This is a genomic window from Microbacterium sp. (assembly GCF_035556355.1).
Taxonomy (GTDB): Bacteria; Actinomycetota; Actinomycetes; order Actinomycetales; family Microbacteriaceae; genus Microbacterium.
On record NZ_DATMFG010000024.1, the window covers coordinates 103,622 to 124,177 of the forward strand.

18 protein-coding genes are annotated in these 20,556 nt (G+C 71.1%); 10 read left to right on the top strand and 8 right to left on the bottom strand.

Annotation, left to right across the window (positions count from 1 at the left end):
* The first annotated feature begins 326 nt into the window (after positions 1-326).
* Together VNR19_RS06850 and VNR19_RS06855 are read left to right on the top strand one after the other, a co-directional pair.
* Positions 327-1,679: a hemolysin family protein gene (locus tag VNR19_RS06850; protein ID WP_325725180.1), complete on the top strand. Its 1,353-nt coding sequence runs from the start codon at positions 327-329 to the stop codon at positions 1,677-1,679.
* Positions 1,676-2,734, top strand: coding sequence for a hemolysin family protein (locus tag VNR19_RS06855; protein ID WP_325725182.1), 1,059 nt, complete (start codon positions 1,676-1,678; stop codon positions 2,732-2,734). The genes VNR19_RS06850 and VNR19_RS06855 overlap by 4 nt, the downstream gene beginning before the upstream one ends.
* A gap of 36 nt (positions 2,735-2,770) precedes the next feature.
* On the opposite strand, the gene VNR19_RS06860 is transcribed toward VNR19_RS06855, so the two are convergent.
* Positions 2,771-3,853, bottom strand: a complete 1,083-nt coding sequence (locus VNR19_RS06860; protein ID WP_325725184.1) for an NADH:flavin oxidoreductase/NADH oxidase — start codon at positions 3,851-3,853, stop codon at positions 2,771-2,773.
* 32 nt (positions 3,854-3,885) lie between these two features.
* Here VNR19_RS06860 and VNR19_RS06865 point away from each other — a divergent pair, with 32 nt between their 5' ends.
* From VNR19_RS06865 to VNR19_RS06880, 4 genes are read left to right on the top strand one after another with little or no spacing between them, the layout of a single operon-like run.
* Complete coding sequence (locus tag VNR19_RS06865) at positions 3,886-4,749, top strand: ADP-dependent NAD(P)H-hydrate dehydratase (protein ID WP_325725186.1); 864 nt, start codon at positions 3,886-3,888, stop codon at positions 4,747-4,749.
* A 23-nt stretch (positions 4,750-4,772) separates the two neighbouring features.
* Positions 4,773-6,023 (top strand): glycosyltransferase 87 family protein, encoded by a 1,251-nt coding sequence (locus VNR19_RS06870; protein WP_325725188.1) that lies wholly within the window; start codon positions 4,773-4,775, stop codon positions 6,021-6,023.
* A gap of 14 nt (positions 6,024-6,037) precedes the next feature.
* Complete coding sequence (locus VNR19_RS06875; RefSeq protein ID WP_325725190.1) at positions 6,038-6,355, top strand: thiamine-binding protein; 318 nt, start codon at positions 6,038-6,040, stop codon at positions 6,353-6,355.
* A gap of 38 nt (positions 6,356-6,393) precedes the next feature.
* The gene (locus tag VNR19_RS06880; RefSeq protein ID WP_325725192.1) at positions 6,394-7,173 is read left to right on the top strand and encodes an NUDIX hydrolase; all 780 of its coding nucleotides are present in this window, start codon (positions 6,394-6,396) and stop codon (positions 7,171-7,173) included.
* 13 nt (positions 7,174-7,186) lie between these two features.
* On the opposite strand, the gene metX is transcribed toward VNR19_RS06880, so the two are convergent.
* From metX to VNR19_RS06895, 3 genes are all read right to left on the bottom strand, one after another.
* A complete protein-coding gene (gene metX, locus VNR19_RS06885; RefSeq protein WP_325725194.1) occupies positions 7,187-8,392 on the bottom strand; it encodes a homoserine O-acetyltransferase MetX in 1,206 nt (401 codons plus the stop codon).
* Between the two features lie 59 nt (positions 8,393-8,451).
* Positions 8,452-9,483, bottom strand: coding sequence for a DUF2332 domain-containing protein (locus VNR19_RS06890; RefSeq protein WP_325725196.1), 1,032 nt, complete (start codon positions 9,481-9,483; stop codon positions 8,452-8,454).
* A gap of 81 nt (positions 9,484-9,564) precedes the next feature.
* Positions 9,565-10,887, bottom strand: coding sequence for a bifunctional o-acetylhomoserine/o-acetylserine sulfhydrylase (locus VNR19_RS06895; RefSeq protein WP_325725198.1), 1,323 nt, complete (start codon positions 10,885-10,887; stop codon positions 9,565-9,567).
* A gap of 168 nt (positions 10,888-11,055) precedes the next feature.
* On the opposite strand from VNR19_RS06895, the gene VNR19_RS06900 reads away from it, so the two are divergent.
* The 4 genes from VNR19_RS06900 to VNR19_RS06915 are packed head-to-tail and all read left to right on the top strand — an operon-like array spanning position 11,056 to position 17,317.
* Positions 11,056-11,844, top strand: a complete 789-nt coding sequence (locus VNR19_RS06900) for an SDR family oxidoreductase (RefSeq protein WP_325725200.1) — start codon at positions 11,056-11,058, stop codon at positions 11,842-11,844.
* 13 nt (positions 11,845-11,857) lie between these two features.
* Positions 11,858-12,550, top strand: a complete 693-nt coding sequence (locus VNR19_RS06905) for a uracil-DNA glycosylase (RefSeq protein ID WP_325725202.1) — start codon at positions 11,858-11,860, stop codon at positions 12,548-12,550.
* A gap of 23 nt (positions 12,551-12,573) precedes the next feature.
* Positions 12,574-13,188 carry a GNAT family N-acetyltransferase gene (locus VNR19_RS06910; protein WP_325725204.1) on the top strand — a complete coding sequence of 205 codons (615 nt, stop codon included), beginning with the start codon at positions 12,574-12,576 and terminating at the stop codon, positions 13,186-13,188.
* Between the two features lie 55 nt (positions 13,189-13,243).
* Positions 13,244-17,317: a DUF7507 domain-containing protein gene (locus VNR19_RS06915; RefSeq protein ID WP_325725206.1), complete on the top strand. Its 4,074-nt coding sequence runs from the start codon at positions 13,244-13,246 to the stop codon at positions 17,315-17,317.
* Between the two features lie 24 nt (positions 17,318-17,341).
* Here the strand turns inward: VNR19_RS06915 and VNR19_RS06920 are convergent, their stop codons facing one another.
* The 4 genes from VNR19_RS06920 to VNR19_RS06935 form a co-directional block, all read right to left on the bottom strand.
* Positions 17,342-17,707: a protealysin inhibitor emfourin gene (locus VNR19_RS06920; protein ID WP_325725208.1), complete on the bottom strand. Its 366-nt coding sequence runs from the start codon at positions 17,705-17,707 to the stop codon at positions 17,342-17,344.
* A complete protein-coding gene (locus VNR19_RS06925; RefSeq protein WP_325725210.1) occupies positions 17,679-18,758 on the bottom strand; it encodes a M4 family metallopeptidase in 1,080 nt (359 codons plus the stop codon). The genes VNR19_RS06920 and VNR19_RS06925 overlap by 29 nt, the downstream gene beginning before the upstream one ends.
* A gap of 150 nt (positions 18,759-18,908) precedes the next feature.
* A complete protein-coding gene (locus VNR19_RS06930) occupies positions 18,909-19,718 on the bottom strand; it encodes an ABC transporter ATP-binding protein (RefSeq protein WP_325725212.1) in 810 nt (269 codons plus the stop codon).
* Entirely contained in the window at positions 19,715-20,503 is a 789-nt protein-coding gene (locus VNR19_RS06935; RefSeq protein ID WP_325725214.1) for an ABC transporter ATP-binding protein, read from the bottom strand. Before VNR19_RS06935 ends, VNR19_RS06930 begins: the two co-directional genes overlap by 4 nt.
* Between the last annotated feature and the right edge of the window lie 53 nt (positions 20,504-20,556).

A 20,556-nucleotide genomic window follows, 5' to 3' on the forward strand; every position in this document is an offset into this window, starting at 1 on the left:
CAGTGGGGCGCCCCCACGCCTCCGGTGGCTGGGGAGGAGCCGTGCTCGATCGGCGACCTCACGGCTCGCGCTGTCAAGACCGGCATCCGCTGCCCTCCCCGATGCCCGCGCGTGCGGATTTCGACAGCGCGAGGCGTGGGTGATGGCGACGGGCTGGGCGTGGGCGGAGGCGACGGGAGAGGGGCGGGTCGGGGCGCCGCGAGGGGAGGGAGAAGGAGCATCCGTCGCGCGCCTGCCCTGCCGTAGACTTTTCGCGAGATGGACGACCCGCCCAGTTGCAGACGCCCGCCCCACGAACCGGCCCCCGCGATCGGGGGTGACGCGTGATGGATTACGTCATGCTGGGCGTGGGGCTCCTGCTCACCATCGGGACCGGACTCTTCGTCGCGAGCGAGTTCGCGCTCGTGAACCTCGACCGGGCCGACCTCGAAGCGCGGCGCGAACGCGGCGAGTCCCGTCTGTCGCTCACGATCAGCGCGCTGAAGCTCACCTCGACGCACCTGTCGAGCGCGCAGCTCGGCATCACGCTCACGACCCTCCTCACCGGTTACACGATGGAGCCGGCGATCTCGAACCTCCTGGGTCCGGTGTTCCGGCAATGGGGGTGGGCGGATGCCGTGGTGACCCCGGTCGCCGCGGTGATCGGCGTCACGATCGCCACGATCCTCTCGATGATCCTCGGCGAGCTCATCCCGAAGAACCTGGCCCTCGCGGTGCCGCGTCAGACCGCGAAGATCGTCCTGCCGTTCCAGGTCGCGTTCACGACGGTGTTCCGCCCGGCCGTCGCCGTGCTCAACGGCAGCGCGAACGGTGTGCTGCGGCTGCTCGGCGTCGAGCCGAAGGAGGAGCTGTCGGGGGCCCGAACCGCCGAGGAGCTCTCGAGCCTCGTGCGCCGCTCGGCGAGTGCCGGCGTGCTCGAGGAGGACACCGCGACGCTCCTCGACCGCAGCCTCACGTTCGCGCGCCTGACCGCCGCCGATGTCATGACGCCGCGCCCGAGCGTGCACGCGCTCGCGGCGGACGACTCGGTCGACGACGTCGTGCAGCTCGCGCGCCGCACGGGCCACAGCAGGTTCCCCGTGTACCAGGACTCAATGGACGACATCGTCGGCATCGTGCACCTGAAGGCCGCGGTGTCGGTTCCCCGCGAGCGACGACCGGATGTCCCCGCGGCGGCCATCGCGACCGAGCCGCTGCGCGTGCCCGAGGCCGTGCACCTCGACGCGCTGGTGTCGGAGCTGCGGGCGCGCGGCTACCAGATGGCGATCGTCGTGGACGAGTACGGCGGAACGGCCGGCATCGTGACGCTCGAGGACCTCGTCGAGGAGATCGTCGGAGAGGTGCTCGACGAGCACGACCGCCGCCGCGCGGGCATCGTGCGGGCCGAGGGCTCGGTGATCCTTCCGGGCGAGCTGCGGCCCGACGAGGTGCGCGACCGCACCGGCATCCGCATCCCCGAAGGGGACGTGTACGACACCGTCGGCGGGTTCCTCATGAGCGTGCTGGAGCGCATCCCCGTCGTCGGCGATGCGGTCGAGATCGAGGACGGCACGCTCGAGGTGCAGCGCATGGACGGCCGCCGCGTCGACCGGGTGCGGTTCACGCCCGCACCCGTTCCCGACGGAGCCGCGAACCTCAGCACCGAAGCGGGCGCCGACCGAGAGGGCGGTGCGCGATGAGCGATTGGGCGGGCCTCGCCTGGCTGTTCGTGCTGCTGATGGCGAACGCGTTCTTCGTGGGCGCCGAGTTCGCCGTCATCTCGGCGCGCAGATCGCAGATCGAGCCTCGCGCCGAGAAGGGCTCCCGCGCGGCGAAGACGGCCCTGTTCGCGATGGAGCACGCGACGCTCATGCTCGCGACGTGTCAGCTCGGCATCACGATCTGCTCGCTGCTGATCCTGAACGTGTCGGAGCCGGCGATCCACCACCTGCTGGCCGAGCCGCTCGGGCTCACGGGCCTCAACGAGTCGATGGTCGACGTCATCGCGTTCGTGATCGCCCTCGTGCTCGTGTCGTACCTGCACGTCGTGTTCGGTGAGATGGTGCCGAAGAACCTCGCGTTCTCGGTGCCGGACCGGTCGGTGCTGATGCTCGCGACGCCGCTCGTGTGGATCTCGAAGCTGTTCCACCCCGTGATCGTGTCGCTCAACTGGATCGCGAACCACGCGGTGCGCCTGTTCCGCGTCGAGCCGAAGGACGAGGCGGCCTCGACGTTCACGCTCGAAGAGGTCGCGACGATCGTGAGCCAGTCCCGCATCGAGGGGGTGCTCGACGATTCGGCGGGCACCGTCGCGGCGGCGCTCGAGTTCACCGACAAGAAGGCGAAGGCGATCGCGGTGCCGCTCAGCGAACTCGTGACGCTGCCCCAGACCACGACGCCGGACGAGATCGAGCGCGCGGTGGCGAAGCACGGGTTCTCGCGGTACGTGATCGTCGACGAGACCGGCGAGCCGCTCGGCTACGTGCACCTCAAAGACGTGCTCCGCGTCGCGGAGGGTCCGGGTTCTGCGGCCGGCGCGGCCGCGCAGATTCCGGCGAAGCGCATCCACCACATGGTGCCGGTGCTGGAGACGACCGACCTCGAAGACGCGCTCGCGCTCATGCGCCGCGCAGGCCGCCACCTCGCCCAGGTGCGCGACGCGAGCGGGCGTACGACCGCGGTGCTCTTCCTCGAAGACATCATCGAGGAGCTGATCGGCGAGGTGCAGGACGCGACCCGCCGCGGCCGGCGGTGACACGACGCATCCGGATGCCCCGCCGAGCCCGCCGGGTCAGGCGGCGCGCACGCGTGCGGGTCGTGCCCGCAGGTACTGCGCCGGCCAGTAGTCGATGTCGACGCCGAGTTCGATCGATGCGCGCAGTGCGTAGTGCGGGTCGCGCAGCCATTCGCGACCGGCCATGATCGCGTCGGCGTCGCCCGCCTCGAGGATCGCTTCGGCCTGGGCTGCATCGTCGATCATGCCGACCGCGGACACCGGAACACCCGCCGTCCGCCGGACGTGCGCGGCGAAGGGCACCTGGTAGCCCGGGCCCGTCTTCAGGCGCTGGTGGGCGACGAGCCCCCCGCTGGAGATGTCGAACAGGTCGGCGCCGCGTTCCGCCGCCCAGGTCGCGACGGTCGCGGTCTCGTCGGGGGTGAACCCGCCGTCGGCCCAGTCGTAGGCGGAGAAGCGCACGAGCAGCGCGAGGTCCGGCGCGGCCCGCCGCACCGCTGAGACGATGCGCAGGACGAGGCGCGCCCTGTTCTCGAGCGAGCCGCCGTACTCGTCGTCGCGGTGGTTCGAGAGGGGAGAGAGGAACTCGTGCAGCAGGTAGCCGTGCGCCGCGTGCACCTCGACGACGTCGAAGCCCACCTCGACGGCGCGCCGCGCGGCCGCCGCGAAGTCTTCGACGACGCGGTCGATGCCGTCGTGATCCAGGGCGACGGGGGTCGCGAGCCCTTCGAACGGGATCGCCGACGGAGCGACGGTCTGCCATCCGCCGTGCTCACGGGGGACGGAGCCGCGCTGTCCGTTCAGCGGTGACGACGTCGATGCCTTGCGTCCCGCGTGCGCGAGCTGGATCCCGGCGAGGGCGCCGCGAGCCCGGACGGCGGCGACGATGGGCGCCCATGCGTCGCGGTGCGCGTCGCTCCACATACCCGTGTCGTCGGGCGAGATGCGCCCCTCGGGCGACACGGCGGTCGCCTCCGTCATCACGATTCCCGCCCCGCCGGACGCGAACTGCGCGAGATGGACGTGGTGCCACTCCTGCGGCATGCCGTCGATCGCGCTGTACTGGCACATCGGCGAGACCCACAGGCGGTTGCGCGCGGTCTTCGGGCCCACGGCCAGAGGGGAGAAGAGAATGCTCATGTGTCGGATCGTCCTGCCGGTAGGGTGTCGCCATGAGCGGCCAGTGGACGGCGGATGACGCGTCGCGCCACCTGCGACGTCCGACCGACCGCGACGACAAGTATTCCCGAGGCGTCGTCGGCTTCCGAACCGGGTCGGCCCAGTATCCGGGAGCGGCGGTGCTCGGCGTCGAGGCGGCGTGGCGCACGGGGGTCGGCATGGTGCGCTACCTCGGGCCCGAGTTCGCACGGAACCTCGTGCTCCAGCGGCGGCCCGAGACCGTGACGGTCGACGGGCGTGTGCAGGCGTGGGTCGTCGGGTCGGGCACTCCGGTCGAGCAGGAGGAGACGGATGCCGCAACCCGGGCCGTCCGTGAGATCTTCGCCGGTCGCGCCCCGGTCGTCGTCGACGCAGGTGCGCTCGACCACGCCGTGGGCGCGGCGGCGCCCTGCATCGTGACCCCGCACGACCGCGAGCACGAGCGGCTTCGCTCGCGGCTCGGCCTCGCACCTGCGAACGGCGGCGAGCGCGCGGCATCCGCTCTTCACACCGCGTCGGCGCTGCGCGGCGTCGTCGTCCTCAAAGGTGCGCACACGATCGTCGCGACGCCGTCGGGCTGGTCGACGGTCGTCGCGAGCGGAACCCCGTGGCTCGCGACCGCCGGCACGGGCGATGTGCTGGCGGGTGTCATCGGCGCCGTCGTCGCGGGCGCACTCGCGACCGGTGCCGGTGGTCAGGACCGCAAGGTGAGTTCGGGCGAGCTCGGTGAGCTCGCGGCGACCGGAGTATGGCTCCACGGTCGTGCCGCCACGCTCGCCGCGGAGGCGCGCGGCGCGCACGGCGGGCCCATCACGGCGCTCGACGTCGCCGAAGCGCTGCCCTCCGCGGTATCGGAAGTGCTCGCACAGACTCTGTGACCCGCCTCTCTAGGATGAGGAGGGTGTCGAGGCGCGCGGTGCTGTGGGTCGGGTTCGCGGTCGTGCACGTCGGCGTCGCGGTGCTCGGATGGCTGCTGCCGAACCAGCCGATGGGGGACGTCTACCTCGTCTACGAGCCGTGGTCGACGCGCGCCGTCGAGGGGATCGCGATCGTCGGAGTCACCGAGAGCTGGGTGTATCCGCACCTCGCGCTCGTGCCCATGGTTCTCGCGAAGGCGATGTCATGGCTCGGCGGCTACGAGATCGCGTGGGCCGTCGTCGTCACCGCCGCGGACGCGGTCGCGCTCGCCGTGCTCGTCGGCCGGGGCCGGTCGAGCGGCCGCTGGATCGCGGCGTGGTTCTGGCTCGTCTTCATCGCGCTGCTCGGCCCGGTGGGGATCTACCGGCTCGAAGGCGTGACCACGCCGCTCGCGCTCGCGGCGTGCCTGTGGCTCGTCGGCAGGCCGGCGCTCGCATCGGTGCTGCTGACCATCGGCATGTGGATCAAGGTGTGGCCCGCCGCGCTGCTGGCGTCGGCGGTGGTCGCCGTGCGGCGTCGGCGCGCGATCGCGGGGACGTCGATCGCGCTGTCGGCGGTCATCCTGCTCATGGTCCTCTCGGCCGGAGCGGGAGCCCACGCACTCGGCTTCGTCGCGGGTCAGACCGATCGCGGCCTCCAGCTCGAGGCTCCCGTGAGCGGCTACTACCTGTGGCGCGCGGTCCTGGGGTACGAGGACTCCTTCATCTACTACGACCAGGCGATCCTCACGTTCCAGGTGACGGGACCCTCCGTCGACATCGTCATCGCCGCGATGACCCCCGTGCTCGTGATCGCGGTCATCGGCGTGCTCGTGCTCGGCATCGTGAAGATGTGGCGCGGGGCGACCTTCGCGGGGCTCTTCCCGTCACTCGGCCTCGCGACCGTCGCCGCGATGATTCTCTTCAACAAGGTCGGCTCGCCGCAGTACCTCTCGTGGATCATCGCGCCGCTCGTGGTCGGACTCGTGATCGACCGCTGGCGCTGGTGGGGGCCTGCCCTCCTCGGGCTCGGAACGGCGCTGCTCACCCAGATCGTCTATCCGCTCACCTACGGCGAACTGCTCGTCGCGTCGGCGTTCCCCACCGTCGTGCTCACGCTGCGCAACCTCGCCCTCGCGGTGCTGTTCGTCTGGGCGGTCGTGCGCGTCGCGCGCACGCCCACTCACCCCCGCGTGAAGCCGCGAGCCGCGGCATCCGCCTCGCCTTCACCGACACCGACGCCCACCGAACCCTGATTCAGGAGGAACCCATGCTCGTCGCCTTCTCCGTCGCCCCGAGCGGCACCGGACGCGCGGACGGCTCGGTGCACGACGCCGTCGCGGCCGCGGTGCGCGTCGTGCGCGATTCCGGCCTGCCGCACCGCACGACCTCGATGTTCACCGAGATCGAGGGGGAGTGGGACGAGGTGTTCGACGTCGTCAAGCGCGCGACGGATGCCGTGATGCCGTTCGGCTCGCGCATCTCGCTCGTGCTGAAGGCCGACATCCGTCCCGGCTGGACCGGCGAGCTCGACGGCAAGATCGAGCGGCTCGAGCGTGCTCTCGACGAGGGCGGCTCGGCCGACTGACGCACGGCCCGCACCGAGCCCCGGCCTAGAGTGGTCGGGTGCCCCACGAGACTCCCGGATCCCGCGCGCAAGAGGCGCTCGCGCGGGCGATCGGTACGAGCCCCGACCCCGCCGAGGGCGTCGACGAGCCCGACGAGATGCCGGTCGCCGCGACCGTCGTGATCGCGCGCGACGGAGCACAGGGTCCGGAGGTGCTGCTCATCGAGCGGCCCGACCGCGGGTCGTTCGCGGGCGCGTGGGTGTTCCCGGGCGGCAAGCTCGACCCGATCGACCGCGAGGGCGACGCCTCATCGGACGACGCGGACGAGCGCGCCGCGCGCCGCGCCGCGGTGCGAGAGGCGCGCGAGGAGACCGGCATCGTGCTCGACGCCGACGCGCTCGTGCCGATCTCGCGGTGGAGCCCACCCCCCGGTCTGCCGCTGCGGATCCTCACGTGGTTCTTCGTGACGCGTGCGCCCGACGACGTGAGCCTCGAGCTCGCCGCCGACGAGGCGGTGTCGGCGACGTGGGCGCGCCCCGCCGATGTGCTCGAGCGCCATGGGCGCGGCGAGCTCACGCTGTATCCGCCCACGTGGGTCACGCTGCACGAGCTCGCGGGGCAGTCCGACGTCGACGACCTCCTCGCGACGGCGCGCCTCGGCGGGGTGCGTGCGTACGAGACTCTCGCCCGGCGGGGTCCGGCCGGCCCGTTCATGCTGTGGCAGGAGGACGCCGAGTACGACGCGGATGCCGCGGCCGCCGCATCCGGATCACGCGCTCGCGCGCGTCACCGCCTCTCGATCGGCGACCTTCCCTGGATCTACGAGCGCTCGTTCTGACGCCCTCGCGCCGTCACGACTCGAAGAGGCGGCGGATGTGCCGGCCGACGGCCTCGGTCTCGATGAGGAAGCCGTCGTGCCCGAAGTCGCTCGTGAGGACGACGGCCCGGTCGCCGTCGAGGGTCGTGCGGATGCCGCGCGCGATGCGGTGCTGTCCGTCGATGGGGAACAGGCGGTCGGAGTCGATCCCGAGCACGAGCGCTTTGGCGGTCACGCGTCCGAGCGCCTCTTCGACCCCGCCGCGGTCGCGGCCGACGTCGTGCGAGTTCATCGCCTCGACGAGCGTGATGTAGGAGTTCGCGTCGAAGCGGCGCGTGAACTTGTTGCCGTGGAAGTCGAGGTACGACTCCACGGCGAAGCGTCCGCCGTGGCCCAGCGGGCTCACGCTGGACTGCCACGACCGCTGGAACCGCTGATTGAGCTCGGTGGGAGACCGGTAGTTCAGCAGCGCCATGCGCCGCGCGAGCGCGAGGCCGCGGTGGGGGCCGTCGCCGGCATCCGCGTCGTAGTACTCGCCGCCCTGGAAGCGCGGGTCGATCTGGATCGCCTCGAGCTGCACCGAGTTGAGCGCGATCTGGTCGGCGGTGTTGACGGGCGGAGCCGACAGGATGCCGACGCGCTCGACGCGTTCCGGGTAGCCGACCGCCCATTCCATCGCGTGCATGCCGCCCATCGAGCCGCCGATGACACCGGCCCACACGTCGATCCCGAGCGCGTCGGCGAGGCGTACCTGCGCGGCGACCTGATCGCGGATCGTGAGGTACGGGAAGCGCGACGCCCATTCGTACCCGTCGGGCCCGATGCTCGCGGGACCGGTCGAGCCCTGGCATCCGCCCAGCATGTTCGGCGCCACGACGAACCAGCGATCGGTGTCGATCGGAGCGCCGGGGCCCACGATGTCGCTCCACCAGCCGTCGGTCGGATGCCCCGGCCCGGCGGGCCCGCGCACGTGGCTGTCGCCGGTGAGGGCGTGCAGAACGAGCACGGCGTTGTCGCGCGTCGCGTTGAGCTCGCCCCACGTCTCGTACGCGAGGCGGTAGCCGGGCAGCTCGCGGCCGCCCTCGGTGCGGAACGGCCCGAACGCGGCGAAGTGCCGGTCGCCGACCGGATCGCCGTCGCGCCACGCGCCGGTCGCGGGCGGACGCCCGAGGAGCAGGCGCGCGTCGGCCTCCGTGACGGGCGCGCTCGGCACCGTGTCTTCGGAGGTCTGCCAGTCCATCCGACCATTCTCGCGTGCCGCCGTCACACATGACGACGTGTTACACCCGCCCGGCGGGATCACCGACCGCGGAAGGCCGACGTTTCGTAGGTGGCGCCGTGCTGCCCCGCCAGTGCGATCGGCGCACCGTCGACGCTCTGGATGAAGCGGCGCGACGTGTCGAGATCGGCCGGCACGCGCGCGTCGACGGCCGTGAGCGTGCCGCGCGACTCGTTCGAGAGCCACACGACACGGCGGTCGACCTCAGCGGCGAGCCCGTCCATGATGTCGGCGAACCGCTCGCGTCCGGCGGCGTCGAGGTAGAGGAGCACCGCGCTGTGGAACACGACGAGCGTCGCGTCGTGTGGCGCGGACGCCGCGATTTCGGTCACCGTCTCGAGAAGATCGCCGCGGATGATCTCGGGGGGATCGGATGCCGCGACCTCGGCCGCCGCTCGCAGACGCTCGACGCGGCGGTCGTGGTCGGGCCCGGGCCACACGAGCGTCGCGAGCCAGTCGACCTCTTCCGGGTCGCGCGGGTCGATCGGGTTGAGGTCGATGCCGCGCCGCCACACCACCTCGGGCAGACGGTCGGGGACGACGTCGTCGGCGTCGATGCGGCACGCGAGATTCACGCGGCGGTCGTCGGCGGAGGGCGCGAGGCGACGAATGCGGGTCGGCGTCGAGTACTCGTACGCGTACCGGTCGGGAAAGAGGCAGAGGCCCGCGGCAGCGCCGACCTCGAGGAGCGCCACCGGGCCGTCGATGCGCGAGATCACCGGCAGCAGGGTTGCGCAGCGATTGGGCTCGTTCGTCTGCGTCGAGCGCTCTTTCGCGATGTCGAGCACGCGATCCCAGGCCGCGAGCAGCCACTCGCGCCACTGCGCGAACGGGGCGAGGGGCGACCCGGCCCAGCGCGCCGAGGCGAACAGCAGGTTCGGCTGGCGGAGCCGCCTCGACAGGCCCGCGATGCGCGTGGTCAGCTCACGGTCGCCCGCGATGCCGAGCGCCCATTCCTCGTACAGCGGCGACGTGCCATGCGCCCAGTGCCGGCCGAAGTCGTCGTAGAGGGCGGCGACGCGGGCGGGGTCGGTTCCGTCGGTCGTGCTCACCAGCACACCCTACGGTGACAGGGAACGGCGGATGCCCCGCCCGCAGCGGGCCGGGGCATCCGCCGTTCCCTGTGTCGGAGATCAGGCGCGCGCGCCGTCGCTCACGCGACGAGCCGCGACCAGTGCCTGCTCGAGGTCGGCCTTGAGGTCGTCGATGTTCTCGATGCCGACCGAAAGGCGGACGAGGCCCGGCGTCACGCCGCTCGAGAGCTGCTGCTCGGGCGTGAGCTGCGAGTGGGTCGTCGACGCGGGGTGGATGACGAGCGAGCGCACGTCGCCGATGTTCGCGAGGTGGCTGAACAGCGACAGCGAGTTGACGAACTCGCGCCCCGCCTCGACGCCGCCCTTGAGCTCGAACGACAGCACCGCGCCGACGCCCTTCGGGGCGTACGTGTTGGCGGCCGCGTACCACGGCGAGGTGGGCAGGCCCGAGTAATTGACCGATGCCACGTCGTCATGGTTCTCGAGCCACTCGGCGATCTCCTGGGCGTTCTGCACGTGACGCTCGACGCGCAGCGAGAGCGTCTCGATTCCCTGCAGGAGCAGCCACGCGCTGATGGGTGCGATCGCCGACCCGAGGTCGCGCAGCAGCTGCACGCGCGCCTTGATGATGTAGGCGAGGCCGTCGCCGACCGCGGTCGTGTAGCTCGCGCCGTGGTACGACGGGTCGGGCTCGGTGAGACCGGGGAACTTGTCGACGTGCTGCGACCACGCGAAGCGGCCGCCGTCGACGATGACGCCGCCGATGGTCGTGCCGTGCCCGCCGAGGAACTTCGTCGCGGAGTGCAGGACGATGTCGGCGCCGTGCTCGAACGGACGGATGAGGTACGGGGTCGCGATCGTGTTGTCGACGATGAGTGGGACGCCGTTCTCGTGCGCGATGTCGGCGACCGCGCGGATGTCGAGGATGTTCACCTTCGGGTTGCCCACCGACTCCGCGAAGAACAGCTTCGTGTTCGGGCGGACGGCGCGACGCCACTCCTCGGGGTCGTCCTGGTTCTCGACGAACGTCGTCTCGATGCCGAGCTTGGCGAGCGTGTACTTGAAGAGGTTGTACGTGCCGCCGTAGATCGAGCTCGACGACACGATGTGGTCGCCGGCCTCGGCGATGTTGAGCACCGCGAACGTCTCGGCCGCCTGGCCGCTCGAGACGAGCAGCGCGCCGGTGCCGCCCTCGAGCGCCGCGATGCGCTGCTCGACGACATCCTGGGTGGGGTTCTGGATGCGCGTGTAGATGTTGCCGAACTCGGCGAGGGCGAAGAGGTTCGCCGCGTGGTCGGCGCTGTCGAAGACGTACGACGTCGTCTGGTAGATCGGGGTGGCACGCGCCTTCGTGACCGGATCGGGCTGCGCGCCCGAGTGGATCTGCTTGGTCTCGAAGCGCCAGTTCTCTGCTGCGGACATGTCGGGCTCCTGCGGGTCGGTCGGCGACGAGGGTCGTCGTCGGCTCGTCCGAGAGTACGGAGGCGGGCGGCTTGTCAACAACGAAGGGGAAATATGACGTAACGGCGGGGTGGTGGCATCCGTGTCGTCGCGTCGTCGAACACGTCGCGACCTCGGTAGCGTTGAGCCATGGCTGACAGACGTGCTGTGGTGACAGGGGCCAGTTCGGGCATCGGGGCTGCGACGGTGCGCGCCCTCCGCGCGAGCGGGTGGGACGTCGTGGGCGTCGCGAGACGCGCCGACCGGCTCGCCGAGCTCGAGGCCGAGACCGGCGCCGTCGCGTACGCAGCCGACCTCACGGTGCAGGCCGACGTCGACGCGCTCGCCGAGTGGCTCGCCGACTCGGGTCCGATCCACGCGCTCGTCCACGTCGCGGGGGGTGCACGAGGCACCGACCGCATCGAGGACGGCGACCCCGACGACTGGCAGTGGATGTTCGACGTCAATGTGCTGTCGGCGCAGCGACTGGTCGCGGCGCTGCTGCCGCTGCTGCGCGCGGGCGCCGCGGAGTCCGGTCACGCCGACACCCTCTTCGTGACCTCGACGGCGGCGTTCACGCCGTACCCCGGTGGCGGCGGCTACAACGCCGCGAAGGCGGGGGAGGGGATGGTTGCCCACGTGCTGCGGCTCGAGCTGAACGGCGAGCCGATCCGCGTGATCGAGATCGCGCCGGGCATGGTGCACACCGAAGAGTTCACGCTCAATCGCCTGGGCGGTGACGCGGCGGCCGCGGCCCGCGTGTACGAGGGTGTGGAGAATCCGTTGACGGCGGATGACGTGGCCGAAGTCATCGCGTTCTCGCTGAACCTTCCCGGGCACGTCAACCTCGACCTCGTGACGATGCGTCCGGTCGCGCAGTCGGCGCAGCATCTGCTCGCCCGCGGACCGCTGCGCGTACGCGGCGCCGAGCGCCTGTAGGGGGTCGGCCGGGGTGGCGATGACCCTGCCGCAGCTCGCCGAGGCCGGGCTGCTCGACCCGGAATGGGCGACCGCGCTCGCGCCCGTCGCGCCCGACATCGCGGCGCTCGGGGACCGCCTTCGCGCCGAGACCGCCGCCGGGCGTCGATACCTTCCAGCCGGCGACCGCGTGCTTCGCGCGTTCCAACGGCCGCTCGCCGAAGTCCGGGTGCTCATCGTCGGACAGGACCCGTATCCGACCCCGGGGCATCCGATCGGGCTGTCGTTCGCCGTCGACCGCCATGTGCGCCCGCTCCCGCGCAGCCTCGCGAACATCTACCAGGAGCTGCACACCGACCTCGGAATCCCGCCCGCGTCGCACGGCGACCTGTCGGCGTGGAGCGACCGCGGTGTCATGCTTCTCAACAGGGTGCTCACGGTCGCCCCGGGCGCCCCCGCGTCGCACCGCGGATGGGGGTGGGAGAAGGTCACCGAGCACGCGATCCGCACGCTCGTCGCACGCGGCGGACCGCTCGTCGCGATCCTGTGGGGGAACGACGCGCGCAGCCTCCGCCCGATGCTCGGGAGCACGCCGATCATCGAGTCGCCGCATCCGTCGCCGCTCTCGGCCAGCCGCGGGTTCTTCGGCTCGCGCCCGTTCTCGCGCGCCAACGACCTGCTCGTGCGCCAAGGCGCGGAACCCGTCGACTGGCGCCTGCCCGAGTGACGCCGACGCGTAGGCTGTCTCGCGTGCTGGAGGAGGAGTACGAGAAGAGCCGCAGAAGGCTGCCGCGCCATCTGCGCAGGCAGCCCGAGCCGGAGCGCCCCTTCTCGTACGAGATCCGTCCCGCGCGAGAGACCGACCTGCCCGACATCCGCGAGATCTACAACCACTACGTGACGAACTCCGTCGTCACGTTCGACGAGAAGAAGTGGACGATCGCGCAGTGGCGCGACAAGTTCGCATACCTCTCGAAGCTCGACCTCCCCTTCCTCGTCGCGGAGTCGCCGAGCGGCCAGATCCTCGGCTACGCGCTCGTGTCGCCGTGGTCGGGCAAGTCCTCGTACCGCTACACGGTCGAGAACTCGATCTACCTCGGGCAGGCGGCCGCGGGGAAGGGACTGGGGCGCGCGCTGCTGGAGGCTCTCATCGAGGCGTGCGAGCAGCGCGGCATCCGCGAGATGGTCGCCGTCATCAGCGACAAGGGCGCCGAAGCCTCGCTCGCGCTGCACGAGAAGCTCGGTTTCGTCGAGGTCGGGCGCATGGGCCGTGTGGGTTTCAAATTCGGGCGCTGGCTGGGCACGATCTACCTCCAGAAATCGCTCACGCCCGCGAAGCGCAAGCGCGGGCTGTTCAGCCGCTGAAGCCGTCGCGCGCGGTCCCTGGTACACGCGTGACCGGTGTGGCAGATTGTGCGTTGTGACGCGCGCGCCCCTGCGCAGGGCCAGCCGCGCCGCGGCGACCGCCGCGGTGGCCGCGTTCGTCGCGTGCCTCGCGGTTGTCGCAGGGCCTGCTGCCCCCGCATCGGCGGCAGATCCGCTGCCGAACCCGACCATTCCCGCGCAGTGCGGTCTCGGCGTGACGCTCGTGCTGGACGCATCCGGTTCGGTGCAGACGGCCGGTGCGGTCAGCCAGGTCCGCACCGCCGCCGAGGCCTTCCTCGAGGCGTTCGCCGACACGGGATCGACCGCCCGCGTGCTGCAGTTCGCGTCCCTCTCCGAGCAGCTCGCACCCCGGGCCGAGGTGACGAACGCGAGCCTCGCCTCGGGCGGGGCGTTCCGGGATGCGATCGACCGGTATTACAACCCGCTGCCACCGCAGCCGGGCGACGTGGAGATCAAGCGCTTCAACAGCGGCAACCCGCAGCAGTCAGGAAGCTGGGTCGCCTCCAACGCGAGCACCCAGTACACGAACTGGGATCAATCGCTGCGCCAGACGGCCGCGGATGCCGGGGACCTCGTCGTCTACATCACCGACGGCGACCCGACGGCCTACGACTTCACCGAGCCGGGCGACCCGTTCAGCCCGGGTCCTCCTCCCGATGTCGGAGTGGGCACGGACCGGACGAGCGCCGTGGCGGGCATCACCCTCGACCGTGCAGTGACGCGTGCGAACGCCGTCAAGCTGACCGGCGCGCGCATCCTCGCGGTCGGGGTGGGCGAGGCGCTTCAGAACGATGCGAGCGTCGCCCGCCTGACGCAGATCTCCGGGAACGACATCGCACGGACGGTCTCAGAGTTCGACGTCGAGACGACAGACGTCGCCCTCGTGGCCGACTTCGCGGATCTCGCATCCGCTGTACGGGCGCTCGTGCTCGATCTGTGCTCGCCGTCGCTCACGATCCGCAAGTTCGCGCAATCCGCTTCGGACGCGACGTACGCTCCTGCCGGCGGTTGGGACATGACCGTCACGCCGACGGTGCCCGGCGGCTTCAACTGGGTGCTGCCGCAGGCCGCGACCGGACCGTCCGCGACGGTCGAGACGTCGCCTACGGGGTTCGCGCAGTTCCAGTGGGAGCCGATCGTCCCGGACGTGCTTTCGGGCGCTTCGGTGACCGAGGTCGCGCAGCCGGGATTCACGCCCGGCCGGCCCGGGCCGGCGAATGACTTCCGGTGCGAGTTCAGGAACGAGTTCGGAGGCGTCCGAGAGGTCGCCGGCGAGTTGAGCGTCGCCGCGGGTGAGGCGACCTTCGAGCTGACGGGCATCGGTAACGAGATCGGCACGTGCTCCGTCTACAACTCGTTCGTCTACGCACCCGGCATCGCGGTCACCAAGGTGAACTCGCCGACGGAGGTGCGCGGCGACCTCGTCCCGCCGGCGAGCGTCACCTCGAGCTATGCGGTCACGAACACAGGGAACACCCCGCTCTCGAACCTCGTGATGAGCGACGACCGCTGCTCGCCGGTGACCCCGGCGACCGGCGAGCCCAACTCCGGCGATGTCGACGGCGACGGCAAGCTGGACCTCACCGAGACGTGGGTGTACAGCTGCGAGCGCGTCGCGCGTGCCCCGGCGAGCGTGCTCGGCGCGCTGAACCTCGTCAACACGATCACGGTGCAGGGAACGGATCCGTCGGGCGCCGTCGTGAGCAGCACCGCGCAGGACGACGTCGACGTGTACATCCCATCGATCTCGTTGACGAAGCTCGTCAACGGCGAGGAGTCGGTGACGATCGTGACCGGCGAGCAGGTCACGTACACGTACGCCGCGACGAATACCGGCGACACACCACTCGGCTCGGTCCAACTCGTCGATGACACGCCCCCGTGCACGGATCCCGATCGCGACCCCGATCCGAACGGCAACGAGATCCTCGACGTCGGCGAGACGTGGAACTACAGCTGCCCCGCTTCACCGGCCTCGTCCGTCGACAACACTGCGACCGTGTCGGGCGCTCCGTTGAACCCGGTGTCACCGACGCTCGAGCCGTTCCCCGGTCCGCCGGTGACGGCCACCGACGTCGCAAGCGTCGATGTGCAGTATCCCGACCTGCAGCTCGTGAAGACCGTGAGCGCTTCCCTGGTTTTCCCCGGGACGGCGGTGACGTACACCTATGTCGCCATGAACGCGGGCACCGCCGATCTGGCCCTCCCCGCGGGCCGGCCCGACTGGATCGCGGACGACCGATGCGCTCCCGTCGTGCTGCAGTCGGGAGACGACGGCGACGGCCTGATGAACCCCGGCGAATCGTGGACCTTCACGTGCGGCGCGACCATCACGGTGAACACCCTCAACACGGCCGAGATCCAGGGACAGCCGGTCGTCGAAGGACTCCCGGCCGGTGATCCGCTCTCGCGGACCGACCAGGCGGTCGTGCTCGTCGTGTCGCCGTCGATCGAGGTTGTCAAGACCGCGCTGACGCCGGTCGTCGTCGACCCCGCGGCGGGGCCTGTCTCAGGTCCCGATTTCCCCGACCCGCGCCCCGCCCAGTACGCGTACGAGGTGACGAACACGGGGTTCACCCCCATCGAGGATGTCGCCCTCGTGGACGACACGTGCTCCGCCGTGACGGGACCGAGCGGCGATGAGGGTGGCGACGGCGTTCTGGGACTGGGCGAGGTGTGGCAGTACACGTGCGAGACCCCCCTCGAGCGCAGCCAGGGCGCACCGCCGCCCACGGGCGCAGAGTCGGCGATCGTGCAGAACACGGCCGAGGTCATGGGCATCGGGTTCATCCCCGGCACAGACCTCACCCAGGCGGTGTCCGACACGGACATCGCGCAGGTGCTCGTCATCGAGCCCGCGATCGCGCTCACGAAGGTCCCCACCGTCAACGGGCAGCCCGTCAGCGCGGTGCGGGACGGCACCGCGGTCACGTACGTGTTCGAGGTGACCAACACGGGAGATGTCGCGCTCGTACCCGGTGTCCTCGTCGACGACAAGTGCGGCCCGCCCCTGTACCGGTCCGGCGACACCGACGGCGACGGCCTCCTCGAAGGGGCGAACAGCGCAGCCCCGGAGACCTGGATCTTCACGTGCGAGCGCACGCTCGACAACACGGGCGCCCTCACCGACGTGAACGTCGCGACCGTGTCGGGCGTCGACCCGCTCGGCAACGTCTACGAGGCCGCGGCCCAGGCCGAAGTGAGCGTCATCGATCCGGCGATCGCCCTCGTGAAAGAGGTGTCCGACCATCTGGTGCTCCTCGGCTCGCAGGTCACGTACACGTTCACCGTGACGAACGTCGGCACGAGCCCGGATCCTGCGAACGACGCCCTCGTCGACGTGAACCTCTTCGACATCGCCCGCCCGCCGCTGCCGGATTGCCGACTGCCCGATCGCGTGGATCCCGCTCCCGGCGCGGATGACGTCCTCGACCGCGACGACACGTGGGTGTACGCGTGCACGACCGCCGTCAACCGGCCGACGCTCAACCTCGCCACCGTCACCGGGCACGGCGGCATCATGATCGGTCTCGACCTTCTCGTCGCCGACACAGACGTCCAGGCCGTCGCGACCTTCCAGCCGGGGATCGCGATCACCAAGACGGCGGATCCGACGGCCGTGGTCGCGCCGGGCGGGAACGTCACCTACACGTACGCGGTCACGAACACGGGTGATGTCCCCCTCGCGAACGTCGCAGAGACGATCGCGGACGACACGTGCAGCCCGATCGCCTACGTCAGCGGGGACACCGACGCCGACGGGCTCCTCGACACGCCCGACAGCATCTTCGAGGACGAGGCGGAAGAGACGTGGATCTTCCGCTGCGCGACGTTCGTGTCGGAGACCACGGTCAACACCGCGGTCGTGACCGGCACGCCGGTCGACCCGACCGGTGACGTGCTGTGTGAAGCATCCGACGTTCAGGTGCTCCTGGCCGCTCCGTTCACCGGTTGCGACGTCGACGGCTCCGCGCAGGCGATCGTCCGGGTCGTGCCTCCGCTGCCACCGACCGGCGGGGAGATCGCCGCGGCGGTGATCGGGATCGCAGCGCTCATGCTCGCTCTGGGTCTGCTTCTCGTGGCCACGGCCCGAGCACGCCGACGCTGACCTCGCGAGCCGGTCGGGGGGCGATCAGCGCTGCTGCGCCGGTCGACGCTCGCTCTGCTCGCCCTCGCTCCACTCGCGCACGGCGTCGACGAGGTCCCTCCACGGGCCCTTGACGGCGTGGTCAGGCAGCTCGGCGGCGCGATCCTCGTCGGCGCCGCACCGTGCGCGGATGTTCCACTGGAAGCGGTCCGCGCCGCGCGGCTCGGAGTCGACCGGTTCGTCCCACGGGCAGCGGTGGACGAGCTCGACGAGTTCGGATGCCGCGTCCCCCCGTGCCTCGGCCGTCCACGTGCGTGTGAGACCGGCGAAACCGCCCGTCCGCTTCACGGCGACGACCAGCGGCTCGGGTGAGTGGCGTTCGTCAGGAGCGCGGCTGCTTGTCTCGTCCATTCCCGATGACGCCGACACCGACCCATCCGGATCGCACGGCGTCGACCTCCTCCGACTCTTCACCGTACTCCGCCTCGGCGGCCGCGAGGGTGGCCGCCGCGAACTGGACGAAGTCCGCCGTGCGGGAGGGGGTGCCCGACGTGAGCGCGCGGTACCAGACGAGTCCCGCGCGCTCCCACGCGCGGCCGCCCAGCGTCGTCGCGGCGAGGGCGAACGCGCGGTTCGGGATGCCGGAGTTGAGGTGCACTCCGCCGTTGTCGTCGCTTGTGACGATGTAGTCGCTCATGTGCGCGGGCTGCGGATCGCGGCCGAGGACGTCGTCGTCGTACGCCGTGCCCGGAGCGATCATCGAGCGCAGCGCTTGCCCCTCGACGGCGTCGGTGAAGATGCCCTCGCCGATGAGCCACGACGCCTGGTCGGCGGTCTGATCCGCGCGGTGCTGCTCGGCGAGTGCGCCGAAGACGTCGGCGATGGACTCATTGAGCGCGCCGGACTGCCCGCGGTAGAGCAGGCCGCCCGCCGACTCGATCACGCCGTGCCCCAGCTCGTGCGCGATGACCGACAGCGAGCCCGTGAATCCCGCGAAGATCTCGCCGTCTCCGTCGCCGAACACCATGCGCCGCCCGTCCCAGAACGCGTTGTCGTAGTCCCGGCCGAAGTGGACCGTCGCGAGCAGCTCGGATCCGGCGCCGCTGATCGAGTCGCGCATGAACGCGTCCCACATGAAGTCGAACGTCGACCCGAGCCCGTCGAACGCCTCGTCGACGGCCGTGTCACCCGTGGGCGGGTCGTCTTCGCGGCGCACGACGACGCCGGGCAGCTCCTCCCGGTTCTGCGCGTCGCTGATCGTGCGGTCGGGAGCGGGGGTCGTCTCGGCGACGAGCGTGTCGGTGCCGTCGAGTGAGAGGCGCAGGCGCGAGCGGCGGGGCGGCCGGTACTCGCGCTGCACGGCGAGCGTCTCGCGCGCGGCTTCGGCGGCCCGTGCGAACTCGGGCTCTCGAATCGACGCGATACGCGCCAGGAGGTAAGGGGGGACGATCGCGTGGGGCATGCCCCGAGGCTAGTCCGCCCCTCCGACGGGCCGCCGCGACGCGCTCTCGCTGTGCCCCTCGCGACGCTCGCGCTGTCGCGATCGGCATCCGCTCGTGCTCTTGCCGATCGCGGATGCAGGTTTCGGCAGCGCGAGCGCCGACCGGGAGGCTCAGGACGAACGCGGACCCTGCGCGATCACGGGGATCGACGCGAGCAGCCGCCGTGTGTAGCCGACCTGGGGTTGCAGCAGCACCTTCTCGGTGGGCCCCTCTTCGACGATGCGGCCGTCCTTCATGACGACGACCTCGTCGCACAGGTTCTGCACGACGCCGATGTCGTGCGACACCATGATGAGCGTGAGCCCTTCGCGCGCCCGCAGCTCGGCGATGAGCTGCAGGATCTGCGCGCGCACCGTGACATCGAGCGCGGACAGCGGCTCGTCGCCGACGAGGAGGCGCGGCCGGTGGACGAGTGCGCGCGCGAGCGCGATCCGCTGCCGCTGACCGCCCGAGAACTCATGCGGGAACCGGTCGGCCATCGCGGCCTCGAGGCCCACCTCCTCGAGAACCTCGCGCACACGGGCGCGTCGGTCGCCCTCGATGCCCAGCGCCCACAGCGGCTCGCCGACGATGCGGCCGACGCTCATGCGCGGGTCGAGCGACGCGTACGGGTCCTGGAACACGATGCCGGTCTGGCGGCGGAGCCAATGAAGGCGACGGGCGGATGCCGCGGCGTCGACCTCTCGACCGTCGAACTCGACCGTGCCCGACGTCGGGGTGTCGAGCGCGAGCAGCAGCCGTACGAGCGTGGACTTTCCGGACCCCGATTCGCCGATGATCCCGACCGCGCTGCCCTCGCGCACGTCGAGGTCGGCGTCCTCGAGCGCATTCGTGAAGCTCTTGGGCTCGAACAGGGCCGTCTTGGCGCGCCGGTATCGCCGCGTGAGTCCGCGGGCGCGCAGGAGCACGTCGCCGTTCACGAGACCCCCTCCGGACGCCACAGCGTCGCCGTCGCATCGCGCAGGAGCCCCTGCGTGACCGGCGACGACGGCGAGGTGAGGAGCGTCGAGACGGGCGCCGACTCGACGACCTTCCCGTGCTCGAGCACGACGCCGAACTCCGCGATCTGCGACAGCACCGCGAGGTCGTGCGTGATGAACACGAGCGACATGCCGGCGTCGTCGACGAGGTCGCGCAGCAGCTCGAGGATCTCGGCCTGGATCGTGACGTCGAGCGCAGTCGTCGGCTCGTCCGCGATGAGCAGTCGCGGGCGGGCCACGAGCGCCATCGCGATGGCGACGCGCTGACGCTGGCCGCCCGAGAGCTGGTGCGGATAGCGCTTCACGATGCGCTCGGGATCGGGGAGGAGCATCCGCTCCGCCGCCTTCACGGCGCGCGCCCACGCCTCCTTCTTGCTCGCGCCCTCGTGGATGCGGATCGGCTCGGCGATCTGGCGCCCCACCGTGCGGATCGGGTTGAGCGCGGTCTGCGGCTCCTGGAAGACGATGCCGATCTCGTCGCCGCGGATGCCTGCGAGCTCGCGATCCGACAGTCCCAGCAGCTCCCGGTCGTTCCAGCGGATGCTGCCGGCAGCCGTCGCCTCTTCGGGGAGGAGCCCCATGATGGCGAGCGCCGTGAGCGACTTGCCGGACCCGGACTCGCCGATGATTCCGACACGCGCGCCGTCGGGTACATCGAACGAGACGCCGTCGACGACGCGGCGGCCGGCGATGTCGATCGTGAGGTCCCGGACGCTCAGGCTCATTCGATCGCCCCCTTCGGGCGACGAGCGCGCTCGCGCGCGCAGGAGGCGTGCCG